Source organism: Arthrobacter sp. NPDC056691, from assembly GCF_042791415.1.
GTDB lineage: Bacteria > Actinomycetota > Actinomycetes > Actinomycetales > Micrococcaceae > Arthrobacter.
In genome coordinates this window covers 61691-76440 of the sequence record NZ_JBHTXX010000033.1, presented here as the reverse complement: position 1 = coordinate 76440, position 14750 = coordinate 61691, and the positions used below count along the sequence as shown (strand labels likewise).

Sequence of the window (14750 nt, the reverse complement as noted above, 5' to 3'; positions counted from 1 at the left end):
GCACAGGGCGTTCCCAGGTCTGGGAACGCCCTGTGCTGCTACCTACATGGGCTGCTAGATAGATGGGTCAGTCGGAGACGACGGACGTCTCCGCGCCCTGGCGGCGGGCCTTGCCCGCTTCCATCAGGGGCCCGACGACGGCGCGCAGCGCTGCCATCGAATCGTCCACTTCCATGAGCACCGGGTACTGGTACGCGATGAGGGCCAGCAGGTCACGGACCGCTGCCTGGGCCTCGTCGGCGTCCAGCTCCGGCTCGTGGCCGAGGAACACGTCGGAAGGGTGATCGGAACTGCCCTGCGCGTAGCTGATCGCGAAGGCCTGGATCCTGCCCTTGCGGCTGGCCGGCACGCCGGACCCGAAGGCGCTGGCTTTCGGGCCGCGCAGCACAATCGCGCCGTGCGCGCCGCTGAGCTCATCAAGGAACAGCCGCTGCACGGTGCCGATGCCCAGTTCGCCCGGGCTGTCCCAGCCGTGGACGGACGAGTAGTACCGGCCCACGACGTCGGAAAGCTCCACCGAACCGGTGGCCAGGTCCTCGATGCGCTCCGACGCCGCTTCCTCGGAACCGTCGCCGAAGACCGGGAGTTTCAGGGCCGCCGGCTCCACCACGACGAGCCGGGTGTGCTGGATGGGGGTGAGCCCCGCCGCCTCCGCGAAGGCGGCGCCGGTGGTGCCCGGCTCCACCTTGCAGCGCAGACGGGTAACGCCCGACGGCGATCCCTCCGCCTCACGGCGCAGCATCATGAGCAGTGTGGAACCGATGCCGGCCCGGCGGTGGTCCCTGGCCACTTCGACGTACACCCACAGCCGCTCCGGGTGCAGGCTGGCCTCGTGGACAACACCGGCGGCAACGGGGATCGCCACGCCGTCAACGAGGTCCTCGGCCACGATGCAGCGCCGCCACGGCGCGTTGCCGGAGGGCGCGAGGGTGCCGCGGAACTGCCCCGCCTGGTCGGTTTCCGGGTCGCCCCAGACTTCAAGCAGGGCGAGGTCGTCGCCTTCGCGCCATTCGCGGTATTGGATCGCCACGGCTAGGCGCCGATCAGCCGTGCGGCCAGGTAGCCCTCCACCTTGTCCAGGGACACGCGTTCCTGGCTCATGGTGTCGCGTTCACGGATGGTGACCGCCTGGTCTTCGAGCGTGTCGAAGTCCACGGTGATGCAGAACGGGGTGCCGATCTCATCCTGGCGGCGGTAACGGCGGCCGATGGCGCCGGCGTCGTCGAAGTCGATGTTCCAGTTCTTGCGCAGCTGGGTGCCCAGGTCCTTGGCCTTCGGGGAGAGGTCCTCGTTGCGGCTGAGCGGCAGCACCGCGGCCTTCACCGGGGCGAGCCGCGGGTCCAGCTTGAGCACGGTGCGGACGTCCACGCCGCCCTTGGCGTTGGGGGCCTCGTCCTCGGTGTAGGCGTCGATGAGGAAGGCCATGAAGGACCGGGTCAGGCCGGCGGCGGGCTCAATCACGTACGGGGTGAAGCGTTCGTTGGTGGCCTGGTTGAAGTAGCTGAGGTCCGTGCCAGAGGCCTTGGCGTGCGTGGAGAGGTCGAAGTCCGTGCGGTTGGCGATGCCTTCCAGCTCGCCCCACTCGGAGCCCTGGAAGCCGAAGCGGTACTCGATGTCCGTGGTGCCCTTGGAGTAGTGGCTGAGCTTTTCCAGCGGGTGCTCGAAGAAGCGCAGGTTTTCCTCGCGGATGCCCAGGCCGGTGTACCAGGACATGCGCTCCTTCATCCAGTACTGGTGCCACTCTTCGTCCGTGCCGGGCTCCACGAAGAATTCCATTTCCATCTGCTCGAACTCACGGGTGCGGAAGATGAAGTTTCCGGGCGTGATCTCGTTGCGGAAGGACTTGCCGATCTGGCCGATGCCGAACGGCGGCTTCTTCCGGGAGGTGGTGAGCACGTTGTTGAAGTTCACGAAGATGCCCTGCGCGGTTTCCGGGCGCAGGTAGTGCAGGCCTTCCTCGCTGGCCACCGGGCCCAGGAAGGTCTTCAGGAGGCCGGAGAATTCCTGCGGCTCGGTCCATTCGCCGCGGGTTCCGCAGTTGGCGCAGGCGATGTCCTTGAGGCCGTTCTCGGCGGGGCGGCCCTTCTTCTCCTCGTATTCCTCTTCGAGGTGGTCGGCGCGGTAGCGCTTGTGGCAGGAGAGGCACTCGACGAGCGGGTCGGAGAAGACGTCAACGTGGCCGGAGGCTTCCCATACCTGGCGGGGCAGGATGACGGAGGAGTCCAGGCCCACCACGTCCTCGCGGCCGCGCACCACGGACTGCCACCACTGGCGCTTGATGTTTTCCTTCAGCTCGGCACCGAGGGGTCCGTAGTCCCAAGCGGAACGCGAGCCTCCGTAGATCTCGCCAGCCTGGAAAACGAAGCCTCTCCGCTTGGAAAGGGAAATGACCTGGTCGAGGACGGATTTTGCTGCCATGGGGAACTCCAATTTCTACAGGGCCGCTGGGTGCGGTCCGCGGTGTCTCTGGCCCTGGACCGCGGCTGGATGCCGGGCGGGGGCGTGTGCAAGGGAAAAACTGTGCAGGAAGCTGCGAGTCCTAGCCTACCGGGACCTGCCTCCGGAAGGTGCCTCACCTCAGGAAGGCACCCTCACCTCCGAAGGGCGCCCCTGGGCCAGGGCAACGTGGCCACGACGATGGCCGCCAGCGTCAGCAGAGTCCCCAGAACCGTGGCTGCCTGCACCACGGTGCCCGGCGTGGGCACCAGCAGGTCCAGGCCGAGCGACCCCAGCAACTGCCCGGCGATCATGCCGAGTCCCGTCACCAGCACGCCGAGGCTGCGCACCAGCAGCGCACCCAGGCCGATGAACACGCAGCCCATGGGCCCGCCGAGGTAGTACCACCACTCCCCCGGCAGCGGGTTGGCCGGCCCGGCGACGGCCACCTTGACGGACCAGGCAACCCACAGCACGCAGGTGCCGGCGATGAAGTTGACCAGCGTGGCCGCGATCGGCGTCCCGTAGTGCATGGTGGCGGTGCCATTCATGGCTTGCTGGAAGCTCATGAGGAAGCCTGCAAGAACCGGCAGGATGATCGGCAGCAGGAGCGCCGTGGGATCGGCCGCCCCGGCGCCCGCGGCGCCTGCACCGGCCGCGCCCGCAATACCGCCGGCGAAGCGCGGTGAAACGGCCCACGAGACCGCCGCGATGGTGAGGATGCAGCCGATGACGCGGATGCCGGTCACTGACTTCTTCCCGGCCGGGCCGATGCCCAGGCGGTCCACGAGCAGGCCGCTGAGCGTTTGTCCCGTGACGGTGGCCACGGTGAAGAGGGCGATGCCCAGCAGCCCCACCGTGAAGGACTGCGCGAAGACGAAGAAGGCGCCGATGCCGCCGGCGAGCGCGTAGTACGGCGGGAAGCGGCGTTCACGCAACGCGGGCAGGATCCGGGCGAGGCCCGCCCTCCCGCGCGGAGCCAGCAGGGACACGATGACCATCACGATCAGCCCGGTGCTGAAACTCACGACGGCGGCGGCGATGCCGTCACCGAGGCGGGCGCCAAGGGCCCCGTTGATGCGCCCCTGGACGGGAATCGCAAGGCCGGAGGCCACGGCCATCGGAAGGCCCACGGCAAGGGGCAGCCGGGGTGCATGGGTCATTCGTTTCACCTTACGTCAGGCATGATTACTGGTATGAGCAACCCGGAAATCGAAGAGATCCCCATCCGCGACACCATGATCCGCCTGGGCCAGCTCCTGAAGCTCGCCAACCTCGTGGAGGACGGAGTGGAGGCAACGGAGCTGATCAAAAACGGCCTGGTCAAGGTCAACGGTGAGATCGACGACCGGCGCGGCCGGCAGCTTCACAACGGGGACACGGTGACGGTGAACGGCCAGACCGTCCGGATCAGCGCCCCCCAGGGTTAAAAAAAGCTACTGCTTCAGCACCTCGTGGGTGAGGAACTCGGACACGTGCCCGACTTCCTGGGCGTTGATGCCGTGCCACATGCCCGTGTAAAGGACCTTGGTCAGCTTCACGTGCTTGCGCACCCACCCCATCGTGTACTCGATCTTGTCCGGCGTGATGACCGGGTCCTGCTGGTCCCGGCCCCAGAACAGCGGCACCGTTCCGTCCAGTTCGGCGTCCCTGAACCCGCCGTCGGAATCCGCATTGACCACAAAACCTGAAAGCCCGACGACGGCGGCAAAGTCAGCGGGCCGCTGCCGCAGCAGCGTGGTGGCCATGGCCATCCCCATCGAGAACCCGAGCAGCGTGACGGACGGGTGGTTGGCTTTGACCGTGTCCAGCCAATCCAGGACGTACACCGAAGCTGCCTTGACGGCGTCGACTGAATATTCGATCGAGCCGGTCAGCGGGAACCAGGAAAAGCCCGGCCCCATGGCGATGGGTGCCCGGACCGAGGCCACCGCGAAGTCGTCCGGGAGCATGTCGGCCAGGCTGAGGAGGTCCTGCTCGTTGGCGCCGTAACCGTGCAGCAGGACCAGCAGTGGTTTGCCGGCCCTGGCTTCCTCGGGCTTGGACCACAGAACAACGGGGGCAGGAAAGGAGTCGGCTAAAGTCATGGCTCCATTCTTACAGTTACCCACAGGTAACAACCTACGGTGGCGTAGCCAAGCGGTGACGGTACAGGATGGGAGGGTGAGCGGAACCGAACCCATGCAACAAGCCCCAGAGCCCATGGTAGGAACGGATGAGCCTGCTGCCCGCCACCCCTGGAGCCGGTACGTGGCCATGGGTGATTCCTTCACCGAAGGAATCGGCGACCCCGAACCCAGCAGCCCGGGCGGCTACCGCGGCTGGGCAGACCGGGTGGCGGAAGAGCTTGGAAGGGGCCATGAGGATTTCGCCTACGCAAACCTCGCCGTGCGGGGACGGCTGCTGCAGCAGATCATCGACCAGCAGCTGGCGCCCTGCCTGGCCCTCAAGCCTGACCTGGTGACGCTTTCCGCCGGCGGCAACGACCTCATCCGACCCGGCGGCGACCCCGATGTCCTCGCCGAACGGCTCGACCCCGTGGTGCAGATCCTGGCGATGAGCGGCGCCACCGTGGTGCTGTTCAACGGCCCGGACACAGGATCGTCGGTGCTGGGCCGGATCCGCAGCAAGGTGGCCATCTACAACGAGAACCTCCGCACCATCGCCGCCCGGCACGACGCGGTCATCGCCGACATGTGGTCCCTCCGGCAGCTGAAGGACCCGCAAATGTGGAACGAGGACCGGCTGCACTTCTCGCCGTTGGGACACCACACCATTGCCGCCATGGTGCTCGAGGCCCTGAACGTCCAGCACAGCCTCGAGCCGCTCGCGCCGAAGCCGCTGCCGCCGCGCAGCTGGCGCGAGGCCCGCAGCGAAGACCTCGTCTGGGCACGGGAGTATTTTGTGCCGTGGGTGGTCCGGCGCCTGCGCCACAGGTCATCCGGCGACGGCATCACCCCCAAGCGGCCGACGCCGGGACCCGTCTTCGGTCTGGGGGTTCCGTTGGGTTCGGGCGAGGGGCCCTTGGGTTCGGGCGAACGGCCGTTGGGCCTGGGTGATCCCGTCCGGCAGTAGTTTGGCTGAGGTGCCAGGGGTGACTGAACTGCCAAAGGTGAGGAGCGGCGTCGGGCATGGAACCACGTGAGGTGCTGCGGACCCGGCTCGCCGGCCAGCAGCTGTGGGAGCGCCGGGCAGCGACGGCGGAGGAAGCCCTGAAGAACCTGCTGGCCGTACAGGCGCAGGAGTTTCCCTATGCGCGCTGGTCCCTGGCCCAGCGGACGACGGGTGCCACCGCGGAGGATGTGGAGCAGGCGGTTGCCGACGGACGGATTCTCCGGACCCATATCTTGCGGCCCACCTGGCATTTCGTGCACCGCGACGACCTGCCGTGGTTGCGTGCCCTTTCCGAGCCCCGGCTGCACCAGGTAAACGGCGGCACGTACCGCAGGACCGGAATCGACATTGGCGCAGCGGCCAGGAGCGCCGACGTCCTGGCGGCAGCGGTGGCCGGCGGAGTGCACCTCACCCGGGAGCAGCTGGCCGCCAGGCTGCAGGGTGCAGGCTTCCCGGGCAAGGGACTCGCCCTCGCGTACCTGATCATGCATGCCGAGATCAGCGGGGTGCTGGTGAGCGGCACGCCCGTCCGAAGTGCCGGCGGAGCGCTGCGGCAGACGTATGCAGCCTTCGATGAGCGCGTGGCCGGGGGCGCCCCGGCCGCTGTGCTCTCGCGGGAGGAGTCGTTGGCGGCCCTGGCGCTGAGGTATTTCGGGAGCCGCGGGCCTGCCACTGTCCGGGACTGCGCGGACTGGTCGGGACTCACGATGACAGATGTGCGCAAGGGGTTGGCGCTGGCGGAGGAGATTGCTCCGGGCGCCATCGTTGCCGCCAGCTTCGACGGCGCGGAATTCTATCTCCGGCCGCCGGAGTGTGGGGCGGAGGCGTTGGGGCTGCGCAAGGAAGCGGGGCGCGGGGCACCAACGCAGCGCGGCGGATCAACGCGGCCCCGTCATGGCCTGCCGCAGATCGACCTGGTCCAGTGCTACGACGAATACATCATGGGCTATTCCGTCTCACGGCATTATTTCGGCGGAACCGCGCCGGCCTATCCCTTTGGCGACAATCCCATGCATGTGGTCCTGCTCGACGGACTGCTGGCGGGCTCCTGGCGGCATTCGCTGGTCCGGCGGGGGTCCGCCACAGAGCGCTGCGAGCTGGACATCCGTATGTCCCGGCCCGTGGGACATGCCGCCGAACAGGCGGTGGACGTGGCGGTGGCCAGGTACGGGGACTTCCTTGGCATGCCGACACTCCGGATCCCGGTGGGCACCTGACGTCCCCTGCAGCGTTCCCGTGCGGCTGTCCCGTGCAGGCGTGCGCTCCGGACGCTGGCGCGCTCCCTCACAGGACTAAGCTGGAATGGACACTCACTGAGAGGCCCCACCGTGCTCGACTTGTTTTTCTGGATCATCATTCTGGCCGTCCTGGTTCCCATGGGCATGCGGATGTACCGGAGGTCGGTCCAACGGCGGAACCAGGGGCCCGGCCTGCCCGGGCAGTACCCCGACCAGTTCCCTAACAACGGCGAGGACCAGTTCGGCAACCAGCCGAGCAGCCCGTTTGGTGGCCCGTTCCAGAACCGCCCGGACAACCGGCCGCGGGACGGCTACACGCAGCAGGACTACTTCGGCGGCGGACTTGGATTCCCCCAGCGCAGTGGACGTGAAGAGCTTCCGCCCCTGAATCAGCCCTACCCGGATCAGCAGTACCCGCCATACCCCCAGCCTGGCCCGAACCAGTCATATCCGAACCAGCCGTACCCCAGCCAGACTGGCCCCGGCGGAGCTGGTGTTCCGCCTTGGCAGCAGGGACCGGTTCCCTACGAGGACAGCCCGGAATACCGGGCCAACCCGCCCCAGCCACAACAACAGAGCCCGGCCCCGACCACTGGGGCAGCCCCTGCAACTCCCCCGCCGCCGTCGGCTCCGCAGGGGTTCCGTGCACGGAAACTGGCTGAGCTGGACCAGCAGTACAGCGACGGCAAGATCTCCATGGAGGAGTACATGGCCCGGCGCAACGACATCATGAACGGCTAGCCGGCGACGGTCATGGTCACCGGGCCGCCGTTGCGGGTCGAGCGCTAGCGTGATGGGTCGAGCCTGAGCGTGATGGACGACGCCGTCTGCGGTCCGCCGCACGGACCCGGCTCACGTGCCGGTTGCCAGTCCATTGGCACCTTCCTTTCCGCGAGGGTTTTGCCCGCGGAGTCGAGCGTCCGGACAGTAACAGTCCCGGGATTATCCGTCTCAAATCCAAAACGCCAAGATTCCGCGCCGGTTTTCTCAACTGTGATTCGGCGTTCGACCGGTCCAAGGCCCGGGGGGAACCCGAGACCATTGGCCCCGGTTGGAGTAGCAGTGGCGGTTGGAAGAACGGGTTCCGGGGCTGGCCGGGCCGTTGCCTGCGAACACGCGTCCGGAGCGCACAGCTGCACCCAGGCCACGTTTCGGGTGTCCCCGTCCAGGATCACATTGACCGAGTTGATCCAGGCCATTGCCGGGCACGTGGCCCCGCATCCCGTCACCGGCAGGAGAACCGGCAGTAGGAGTGCGAGGCATGCAGTGGGTCTCAGCCGCGGCATGCGGACAGCTTAGATCCGGCCACGCCCGGAAGATAGGTGCCCAATACGGAGCGCCTTCGGACCGGTCCCTGATGGCTGGCTGACCGGCACGGGCGGAACCCCCGCCCCCGAAGTCCGCCTACGCTACAAGCGGATCCTGATGACGCGCACGGTCGAGGGATCTGGCGCGCTGAAGCAGCTCCCGCTTGCGGCCACGGCGAGTCGCCATAGCCCGGGTCCCCGCCCGGAGCGGCGGTGCAGCCGAGTGGTAGGTGTCGGGTGACCGGGGATCAAAATTGTTGGCCATGGCAGGGTCATTGAGCCTGGCCATTATCTGTGGTGGCCAGTGTGGTGGTTCCCAGTCGGGTTGTTCGCTGGAGTAATGCCTGCCGGTGGATGAGGTCCAGCCGGGTGGGTCGTTGGCGCTGGCAGCGGTGGGTGTCCAGGTAGAGCCGTGTTTGAGCCGGTGATGTTTAGGGCACGGTTGGCCGAGGTTGCTGATCCCAGTGGGTCCGCCGCGTGCCCAGGCGAGGAGGTGGTCGGCGTCATTGTCCAGGGAGTGGTTGTTGCAGGCCGGGAACGAGCACTTGGCGTCCCGGAGCCGCAGCCATTGGCGCAGCGGCTTCGGGATCCGGTAGCTGGTTCGTCCGATTTCCAGGGGCACGCCGTCACGGGGGTCGGTGAGCACCCTGCGGAATGACGATGCCCCGTCGGCGACGAGCGCACGGGCCATGGAGGGCGGGATCGGCCCGTAGCCGTCGAGCATGGCCGTTTCCTCGGTCAGGCCGAGCAGGGACAGCGCCGGCACGGTGATCAGGACCTGCGCCGCGGGCGAGGGCACACGGCTGGCCGGCACAAGGGCCGCCGGTGCGCCGTCAACAGTACTGCCGCCGGAGTGGTGGCTCCCCCGTCCACCCGCTGCGCCGCCAAACCCGGCACCATCTGGCGCCCCGTAGATGATTTCGTCAGTGCTGCTGGCCGCCGTGTGTTCGTGCCCTGCGGTGAGGAGCCAGGTCGCGGCGACGTCGGCGCGGAGCTGGGTGAGGGTCCTGGCCTCGCCCGGTCCCTGCATGGCCCGGGCTGCGGCGGTGCTGCGGTCCCAGATCCCCGCAGCCTGGTCCGCGGGCAGGTAGGCCGAGAACCAGGCCATGCCATCCTGATCCGGACAATATTCCACCCGCCGGTCCGCCGCGCTGCGGGCGTGGCGTTTTTCGATGCTGACCGGGTGGTGCCGCTCCCGCCAGGTGCGGACCTTCGCCCGGAACCGGCACGGGACGAGGTCGCCGGCTTGCATGCCCCGCGCCGCGTTCGGAGCGGCGGGGTCGAGGAAATGCGCCTCCAACGCTGCCGCCCCGGCGGGGTCAAGATTCACGGTCTCCTCCACCATGATCCGGGCGTGCTGCCACGAAATGGTGCCGGCCCGGAGCGCGGACAGCGTCAGCGGCAGGTCCGTGGTCAGCACATGGGCCTCTGACAGCAGCGCACCCGCGGCGCGTTCGCTGATGGTCAGGACACCCGCCACTTCGGCGGTCACGGCCATGTCCCTGACGGTGCGGTCCTGCGGGGAAGCGGCCGGCGGCGTCATGGCTTTCTCAGCGTTGGCGTAGCCGGCGACGAGCTGCACCTTCAGGGCAGCGAGGCGGGCCTCCACTTTGGCCAGCTCGGCCAAACCGTCAAGGTGGGCGTCGGCCTGGTCCCGCAGCGGATCAGCCGCGCCCGACGCCTGGCCGCCCGTCACGGGGACGTTTCCCGTGGCGAGATCAACGAAAGCAGCCAGTGCAGAAGTAGAGGCGTCGATGGCCTCCATCATCTCCACAGCTGCACTGCTTTCCATACCCGAAGCATCTCACCGGCCACTGACAATTTAGCGACATGGGGTTGCACCCGGAAAAGGGACAGCCCGCGGCCCGCTGCTTGTGGCTGCGGGACGCGGGCTGAGGCGCAGGCCGGTCGTAACCGGCCCAAACTCAAGGTCTGATGTAAACCGAGTTTCGAGTTTAGTCGATCTGCGGGAACCCCAGGTCAATCACCGAGGTGGACGGATCCGGCCAGCGGGTGGTCACCACTTTGCCCCGGGTATAGAACCGGATGCTGTCCGGGCCGTACATGTGCGTGTCGCCGAACAGCGAGTTCTTCCAGCCGCCGAACGAGAAGGTGCCCACCGGTACAGGGATGGGGACATTGACGCCCACCATGCCGGCATCGACGTCGAACTCAAACTGCCGTGCCGCCCCGCCATCGCGGGTGAAGATGGCCGTGCCGTTGCCGAACTCGTTCTCGTTGACCAGCCGGACGGCGTCGGCGTACGTGCCGACTCGGACTACCGACAGGACCGGGCCGAAGATCTCGTCGTCGTACACCTTCATGCCGGGCTTCACGTGGTCCACCAGGCTGACGCCGATGAAGAAGCCGTCCGAATCGAACGGCTGCGAGCGGCCGTCGACGACGACCGTGGCTCCCTCGTTTTCGGCTCCCGCAACGTAGGAGGCCACGCGGTCCCGGTGTTCCGCGGTGATCAGCGGCCCCATCTGGGAGGCCGGATCGGTTCCCGGACCGATCTTGAGGCCCGCCATGCGGCTGGAAATCGCCTCGACAAGGTCGTCGGCGATGTTGCCCACCGCCACGAGGACGCTGACGGCCATGCAGCGTTCGCCCGCCGAACCGTAGGCCGCGGAAACCGCGGCGTCGGCAGCCATGCCCAGGTCGGCGTCGGGCAGCACCACCATGTGGTTCTTCGCCCCTCCCAGCGCCTGGACGCGCTTGCCGTGGTCGGCTGCCCGCTTGTAGATCGACTGCGCGATGGGCGTGGAGCCGACGAAGCTCACCGCTTTCACGTCGGGGTGCTCGAGCAGGACGTCAACAGCTTCCTTGTCCCCCTGGACCACGTTCAGCACGCCGGCCGGCAGCCCCGCTTCGGCAAAGGCTTCGGCGATGAAAATGGCGGCCGACGGATCCTTCTCACTCGGCTTCAGAAGCACGGTGTTGCCGCAGGCCAGGGCGCTGCCGATCATCCACAGCGGCACCATGGCCGGGAAGTTGAACGGCGTAATGCAGGCCACGACGCCCACCGGCTGGCGGACGGAGTGGACGTCGATGCCGCTGGAGACCTGCTCCGAGCGCTCACCCTTGAGCATGTGGGACAGGCCGGTGGCGAACTCGATGTTCTCCAGGCCCCGGGAGATTTCACCTTCGGCGTCGGAAAGGACCTTGCCGTGCTCACTGGTGAGAATCGCCGCGAGCTCGGGCTTGCGCTGGTTCAGGATCTCGCGGACCCGGAAGAAGATGTTGGTGCGCTTGGCCAGGCTCGTGGCCCGCCACGCCGGGAGCGCGGCGCGGGCGGCTGCGATGGCTTCCCCGGTCCGCGACGCCGAGGCGAGCGCCACCTGCTTCTCCTGTTCGCCGGTGGCAGGGTTGAAGACGGGGCCGAAGCGGTCTGCGTCGCTGACGCGGCTGCCGTTGATGAAATGGGGAATGGTTTCCACGGGAAGTCTCTTTTCGTGCGTTGCTTGGAGGTGTAACTGGAGATTGTGTCCTGAAGGGCCGGGCTACTTGGCCGAGTCCAGCGAGCCGTCGGCGAGCTTGATGATCATCGAGCAGTCCTTGCCCGCTTCGCCGGCGTCGATGAGCTGCTGGAACAGCCGCTGGACATGCTTGCCGATCTCGAGCGGCGTCCCGGTGTCCTCGGCGGCACTGATGGCGAGGCCGATGTCCTTGTTGGCCAGTTCGGTGGTGAAAGTGGGTGCGAAGTCATTGTTGGAGGCGGCCGTGGCCACCACGCCCGGCACCGGATACCAGGTCCGCAGTGCCCAGGAATCGCCGGAGGAAACGGACGCGATATCCCAGAAGACCTGCTTGTCCAGGCCCAGCCGGTCTGCCAGGACGGCACCCTCGGCGGTGGACGCCAGGTTGATGAAGAGCATCAGGTTGTTGCAGATCTTGGCCGCCTGGCCGGTGGTGGCGCCGCCGGTGGGAATGATGTTGGCTGCCATCGGGCCGATGAAGCCGGTGGCGTCTGCGACCGCGCCCGCTTCCCCGCCCACCATGAAGGTCAGCGTCCCGGCCCGGGCCCCGCTCATGCCGCCGGACACCGGGGCATCCACGAAGCGGAAGCCGGCGGCAGCGGCGGCGTCGTGCAGTTCCTGGGCGGACGCGATGTCGATGGTGGAGGAGTCCACCAGCAGCGTGCGGGTGTCCGCATGGGCCAGGACGCCGTCTTCGCCGAGGTACACGGCGCGGGCGTGCTCACCCTTGGGCAGCATGGTGAACACCACGTCCGCGCCGTCGGCGGCCTCGGCAATGCTGCCTACCGGCTTGACGCCGGCCTCCTCGGCGGCGGCGAGCGCCGCGGGATTGAGGTCAAAGCCGCGGACATCGTGCCCGGCCTTCGCCAGGTTCGCGGTCATGTTGCCACCCATGTTTCCGAGGCCGATCCAACCGATGACTGCCATTCGTAAGCTCCTTTGCTACGGATCCGGCCGCCGGGGCCGGAAGGTCCGTGTCCACGATCACACCCTGCTAGAGTGCAATCAAGGGGAAAAATTACAGACGGTATGTGCACTGATGCACATGAGAGGAAGGCTTGCCGTGGACCTGAGGCGGCTTCCGAGCCCGGACGACCTGCTGATCCTGCTGACAGTTGCCCGCCTGGGCAGGTTCAACGCGGTGGCGGAAACGCTCGGCACCACCCACACCACCATCTCCCGCCGGATCCTCGCCCTGGACAAGCAGCTGGGCGGGCGCACCCTCGAACGCAGCCCGCACGGCTGGGAACTGACCCAGCTGGGCGCGTCCGCGGTGGAGGCGGCGGAAGCCATCGAGAGCACGCTCGGATCGCTCTCCGGCCTCATCAGCCAGGACCAGAGCGCCCTGTCCGGGCTGGTGCGCGTGGCGACGACGGACGGGGTTGGGGCCGTGTTCGTCACCCCGGCACTGGTCCGGCTGCAGCAGGAAAATCCGCAGCTGAACATCGAGATGCTAAGCGCCACGCGGAAGGTCAGCCAGAACAGATCCGGCGTGGACCTGGAAATCGTGGTGGGCCGGACCGACGTCAGCAACGCCCAGACCATCTTCCTGAGCAATTACTACCTGCGCCTCTACGCCAGCCCCGGCTACGCCGCGGAACACGGACTGCCGGAAACGCTCGACGACGTGGGGCAGCACGGCTTTGTGTCTTACGTTGAGTCTGCGCTCCAGGTGGCAGAATTGGGACACCGCTGGTCCTCGCAGCTGCCGATGCCCAGCTCAAGCTTCCAGGCCACGAGCGTGTTCGCACAGGTGGAGGCGGTGCGGCAGGGCGCGGGCATCGGGCTGCTGCCGAACTTCATGGTGGCCGGGCAGCCGGACTTCGTTCCGGTCCTCGCGGACGACTTCCAGCGTCAGCTGCCCATCTGGGCGGTGGCACGCCCCGAGTCCCTCCGCTCGGCCGCGGTTCAGGCCGTCATCGCATCACTCAAGGAGGAAGTGAAATCCCGGGCAGGGCTGCTGGCGGGCTGACGCACCGGAGAACCGGCACGCCAGCACCGCCGACGCCGCAGCAGTGCGGCCGCCGGGCCACGCACCTCAGGCTTGGAACAGCCGCCGCACCACCTGCCCGGACGCCAGCGCATCCAGCCCCTCGTTGATCTCGGTGAGTGGCCTGGTGTCCGTGTGCAGCAGCTCCACCGGCAGCTTGCCCTCGCGCCAGTAGCCCAGGTAGAGCGGGATGTCCCGCCCGGGAACGGCGTCGCCCATGTACGAACCCAGCAGTACCTTGCCGGCCCCGGCGAACTGCAGCGCGGGGACCGTCAGCTCGGCTGACGGATGGGGCAGGCCGACCGAAACCACGGCGCCGCCCCGGGTCACGTGCCCCAGGCAGGCGGCGATCACGCCGGCGGAGCCGACGGCTTCGATGGCGACGTCGACGCCGTCGCCCGCGGCATCCGCGATGAGCCTGGCTGCGTCCTCGGGCGTTCCCACCGCTGTCGCGCCGCAGTCGAGGGCGAGCTGGTGCTTGCCGGGATTGGGGTCGATGGCGATCACGCTGCCCGCCCTGGCGAGGGCGGCGGCCATGACAGCCGAAAGCCCCACCGCCCCGAGCCCGAAAACGGCCACCGACTGGCCGGCCGTGACAGCGGCAGTGTTCAGCACGGCTCCCATGCCGGTGAGCACAGCGCAACCGAACATCGCCGCGACAGTGTCAGGGACGTCGTCGTCAATCACCACCACCGACTCCCGGGCCACCACGGCATAATCGGCGAAAGCCGAGACGCCCAGGTGGTGGTTGATCCGCTCCCCCGCCGGTGTCCGCAGCAGCGCCTCGCCGTGCAGCAGGTCGCCCGAGCCGTTGACCTCGGCCGCCCGGTGGCAGAGCGCGGGGCGGCCGGACCTGCAGGCGCGGCAGTCCCCGCAGCTCGGCACGAAGACCAGCACCACATGGTCGCCGACCGATACATCGGAGACGCCCCCGCCGACAGACACCACCCGCCCCACCGCCTCGTGGCCCAGTGCCATGGGCAACGGCCGGACCCGGGAACCGTCCACCACGGAAAGATCGGAATGGCACAGGCTGGAATACGTGATCGCCACACCAAGCTCGCCGGCACGCGGCTCCGGCCGCTCCAGCTCCTGCACCACGAGGGGCCGGGCCTCGGCGTAGCTGGGCTCCTGCGATGCAGTAGCCGTATGGGGGACGGTGGAGTAGAGGACTGCTGCTTTCATG

13 protein-coding genes are annotated in these 14750 nt (G+C 67.9%); 5 read left to right on the top strand and 8 right to left on the bottom strand.

Going from position 1 to position 14750, the window contains the following annotated elements; all coding sequences use genetic code 11:
* Positions 1–67 precede the first annotated feature (67 nt).
* The 3 genes from ACFRAU_RS21200 to ACFRAU_RS21190 all read right to left on the bottom strand — a co-directional run bounded on the left by ACFRAU_RS21200 (position 68) and on the right by ACFRAU_RS21190 (position 3599).
* Positions 68–1030, bottom strand: coding sequence for a GNAT family N-acetyltransferase (locus ACFRAU_RS21200; protein ID WP_378001356.1), 963 nt, complete (start codon positions 1028–1030; stop codon positions 68–70).
* A gap of 2 nt (positions 1031–1032) precedes the next feature.
* Entirely contained in the window at positions 1033–2418 is a 1386-nt protein-coding gene (locus ACFRAU_RS21195; protein WP_102970794.1) for a glycine--tRNA ligase, read from the bottom strand.
* 173 nt (positions 2419–2591) lie between these two features.
* The gene (locus tag ACFRAU_RS21190; protein ID WP_378001355.1) at positions 2592–3599 is read right to left on the bottom strand and encodes a DMT family transporter; all 1008 of its coding nucleotides are present in this window, start codon (positions 3597–3599) and stop codon (positions 2592–2594) included.
* Between the two features lie 33 nt (positions 3600–3632).
* On the opposite strand from ACFRAU_RS21190, the gene ACFRAU_RS21185 reads away from it, so the two are divergent.
* Positions 3633–3866, top strand: a complete 234-nt coding sequence (locus ACFRAU_RS21185; RefSeq protein ID WP_377949912.1) for an RNA-binding S4 domain-containing protein — start codon at positions 3633–3635, stop codon at positions 3864–3866.
* Positions 3867–3872: 6 nt separating this feature from the next.
* Here the strand turns inward: ACFRAU_RS21185 and ACFRAU_RS21180 are convergent, their stop codons facing one another.
* Positions 3873–4523 (bottom strand): alpha/beta hydrolase, encoded by a 651-nt coding sequence (locus tag ACFRAU_RS21180; protein WP_377994146.1) that lies wholly within the window; start codon positions 4521–4523, stop codon positions 3873–3875.
* Between the two features lie 115 nt (positions 4524–4638).
* Between ACFRAU_RS21180 and ACFRAU_RS21175 the strand changes: the two genes are divergently transcribed.
* The 3 genes from ACFRAU_RS21175 (at position 4639) to ACFRAU_RS21165 (ending at position 7529) form a co-directional block, all read left to right on the top strand.
* Positions 4639–5511 carry an SGNH/GDSL hydrolase family protein gene (locus ACFRAU_RS21175; RefSeq protein WP_378001361.1) on the top strand — a complete coding sequence of 291 codons (873 nt, stop codon included), beginning with the start codon at positions 4639–4641 and terminating at the stop codon, positions 5509–5511.
* Positions 5512–5567: 56 nt separating this feature from the next.
* A complete protein-coding gene (locus tag ACFRAU_RS21170) occupies positions 5568–6767 on the top strand; it encodes a winged helix DNA-binding domain-containing protein (RefSeq protein WP_378001354.1) in 1200 nt (399 codons plus the stop codon).
* A 111-nt stretch (positions 6768–6878) separates the two neighbouring features.
* Positions 6879–7529: a hypothetical protein gene (locus tag ACFRAU_RS21165; RefSeq protein ID WP_378001353.1), complete on the top strand. Its 651-nt coding sequence runs from the start codon at positions 6879–6881 to the stop codon at positions 7527–7529.
* A gap of 663 nt (positions 7530–8192) precedes the next feature.
* Here the strand turns inward: ACFRAU_RS21165 and ACFRAU_RS21160 are convergent.
* From ACFRAU_RS21160 to mmsB, 3 genes are all read right to left on the bottom strand, one after another.
* On the bottom strand, positions 8193–9887 hold the full coding sequence (locus tag ACFRAU_RS21160) for a DUF222 domain-containing protein (RefSeq protein ID WP_378001352.1): 1695 nt from the start codon (positions 9885–9887) through the stop codon (positions 8193–8195).
* 163 nt (positions 9888–10050) lie between these two features.
* Positions 10051–11535, bottom strand: a complete 1485-nt coding sequence (locus ACFRAU_RS21155; RefSeq protein ID WP_378001351.1) for a CoA-acylating methylmalonate-semialdehyde dehydrogenase — start codon at positions 11533–11535, stop codon at positions 10051–10053.
* 63 nt (positions 11536–11598) lie between these two features.
* On the bottom strand, positions 11599–12501 hold the full coding sequence (gene mmsB / locus ACFRAU_RS21150) for a 3-hydroxyisobutyrate dehydrogenase (RefSeq protein WP_378001350.1): 903 nt from the start codon (positions 12499–12501) through the stop codon (positions 11599–11601).
* Between the two features lie 142 nt (positions 12502–12643).
* Here mmsB and ACFRAU_RS21145 point away from each other — a divergent pair, with 142 nt between their 5' ends.
* Positions 12644–13546, top strand: a complete 903-nt coding sequence (locus ACFRAU_RS21145) for a LysR family transcriptional regulator (protein ID WP_378001360.1) — start codon at positions 12644–12646, stop codon at positions 13544–13546.
* A gap of 66 nt (positions 13547–13612) precedes the next feature.
* Here the strand turns inward: ACFRAU_RS21145 and ACFRAU_RS21140 are convergent, their stop codons facing one another.
* On the bottom strand, positions 13613–14749 hold the full coding sequence (locus tag ACFRAU_RS21140; RefSeq protein ID WP_378001349.1) for an alcohol dehydrogenase catalytic domain-containing protein: 1137 nt from the start codon (positions 14747–14749) through the stop codon (positions 13613–13615).
* Position 14750 lies beyond the last annotated feature (1 nt).

Excerpts from the sequence above, each read along its gene's own strand:
- mmsB (WP_378001350.1), bottom strand. The coding sequence starts at position 12,501 with ATGGCAGTCATCGGTTGGATCGGCCTCGGAAACATGGGTGGCAACATG.
- ACFRAU_RS21185 (WP_377949912.1), top strand. The coding sequence starts at position 3,633 with ATGAGCAACCCGGAAATCGAAGAGATCCCCATCCGCGACACCATGATC.
- ACFRAU_RS21140 (WP_378001349.1), bottom strand. The coding sequence starts at position 14,749 with ATGAAAGCAGCAGTCCTCTACTCCACCGTCCCCCATACGGCTACTGCA.
- ACFRAU_RS21180 (WP_377994146.1), bottom strand. The coding sequence starts at position 4,523 with ATGACTTTAGCCGACTCCTTTCCTGCCCCCGTTGTTCTGTGGTCCAAG.
- ACFRAU_RS21160 (WP_378001352.1), bottom strand. The coding sequence starts at position 9,887 with ATGGAAAGCAGTGCAGCTGTGGAGATGATGGAGGCCATCGACGCCTCT.
- ACFRAU_RS21195 (WP_102970794.1), bottom strand. The coding sequence starts at position 2,418 with ATGGCAGCAAAATCCGTCCTCGACCAGGTCATTTCCCTTTCCAAGCGG.
- ACFRAU_RS21190 (WP_378001355.1), bottom strand. The coding sequence starts at position 3,599 with ATGACCCATGCACCCCGGCTGCCCCTTGCCGTGGGCCTTCCGATGGCC.
- ACFRAU_RS21170 (WP_378001354.1), top strand. The coding sequence starts at position 5,568 with ATGGAACCACGTGAGGTGCTGCGGACCCGGCTCGCCGGCCAGCAGCTG.
- ACFRAU_RS21175 (WP_378001361.1), top strand. The coding sequence starts at position 4,639 with ATGGTAGGAACGGATGAGCCTGCTGCCCGCCACCCCTGGAGCCGGTAC.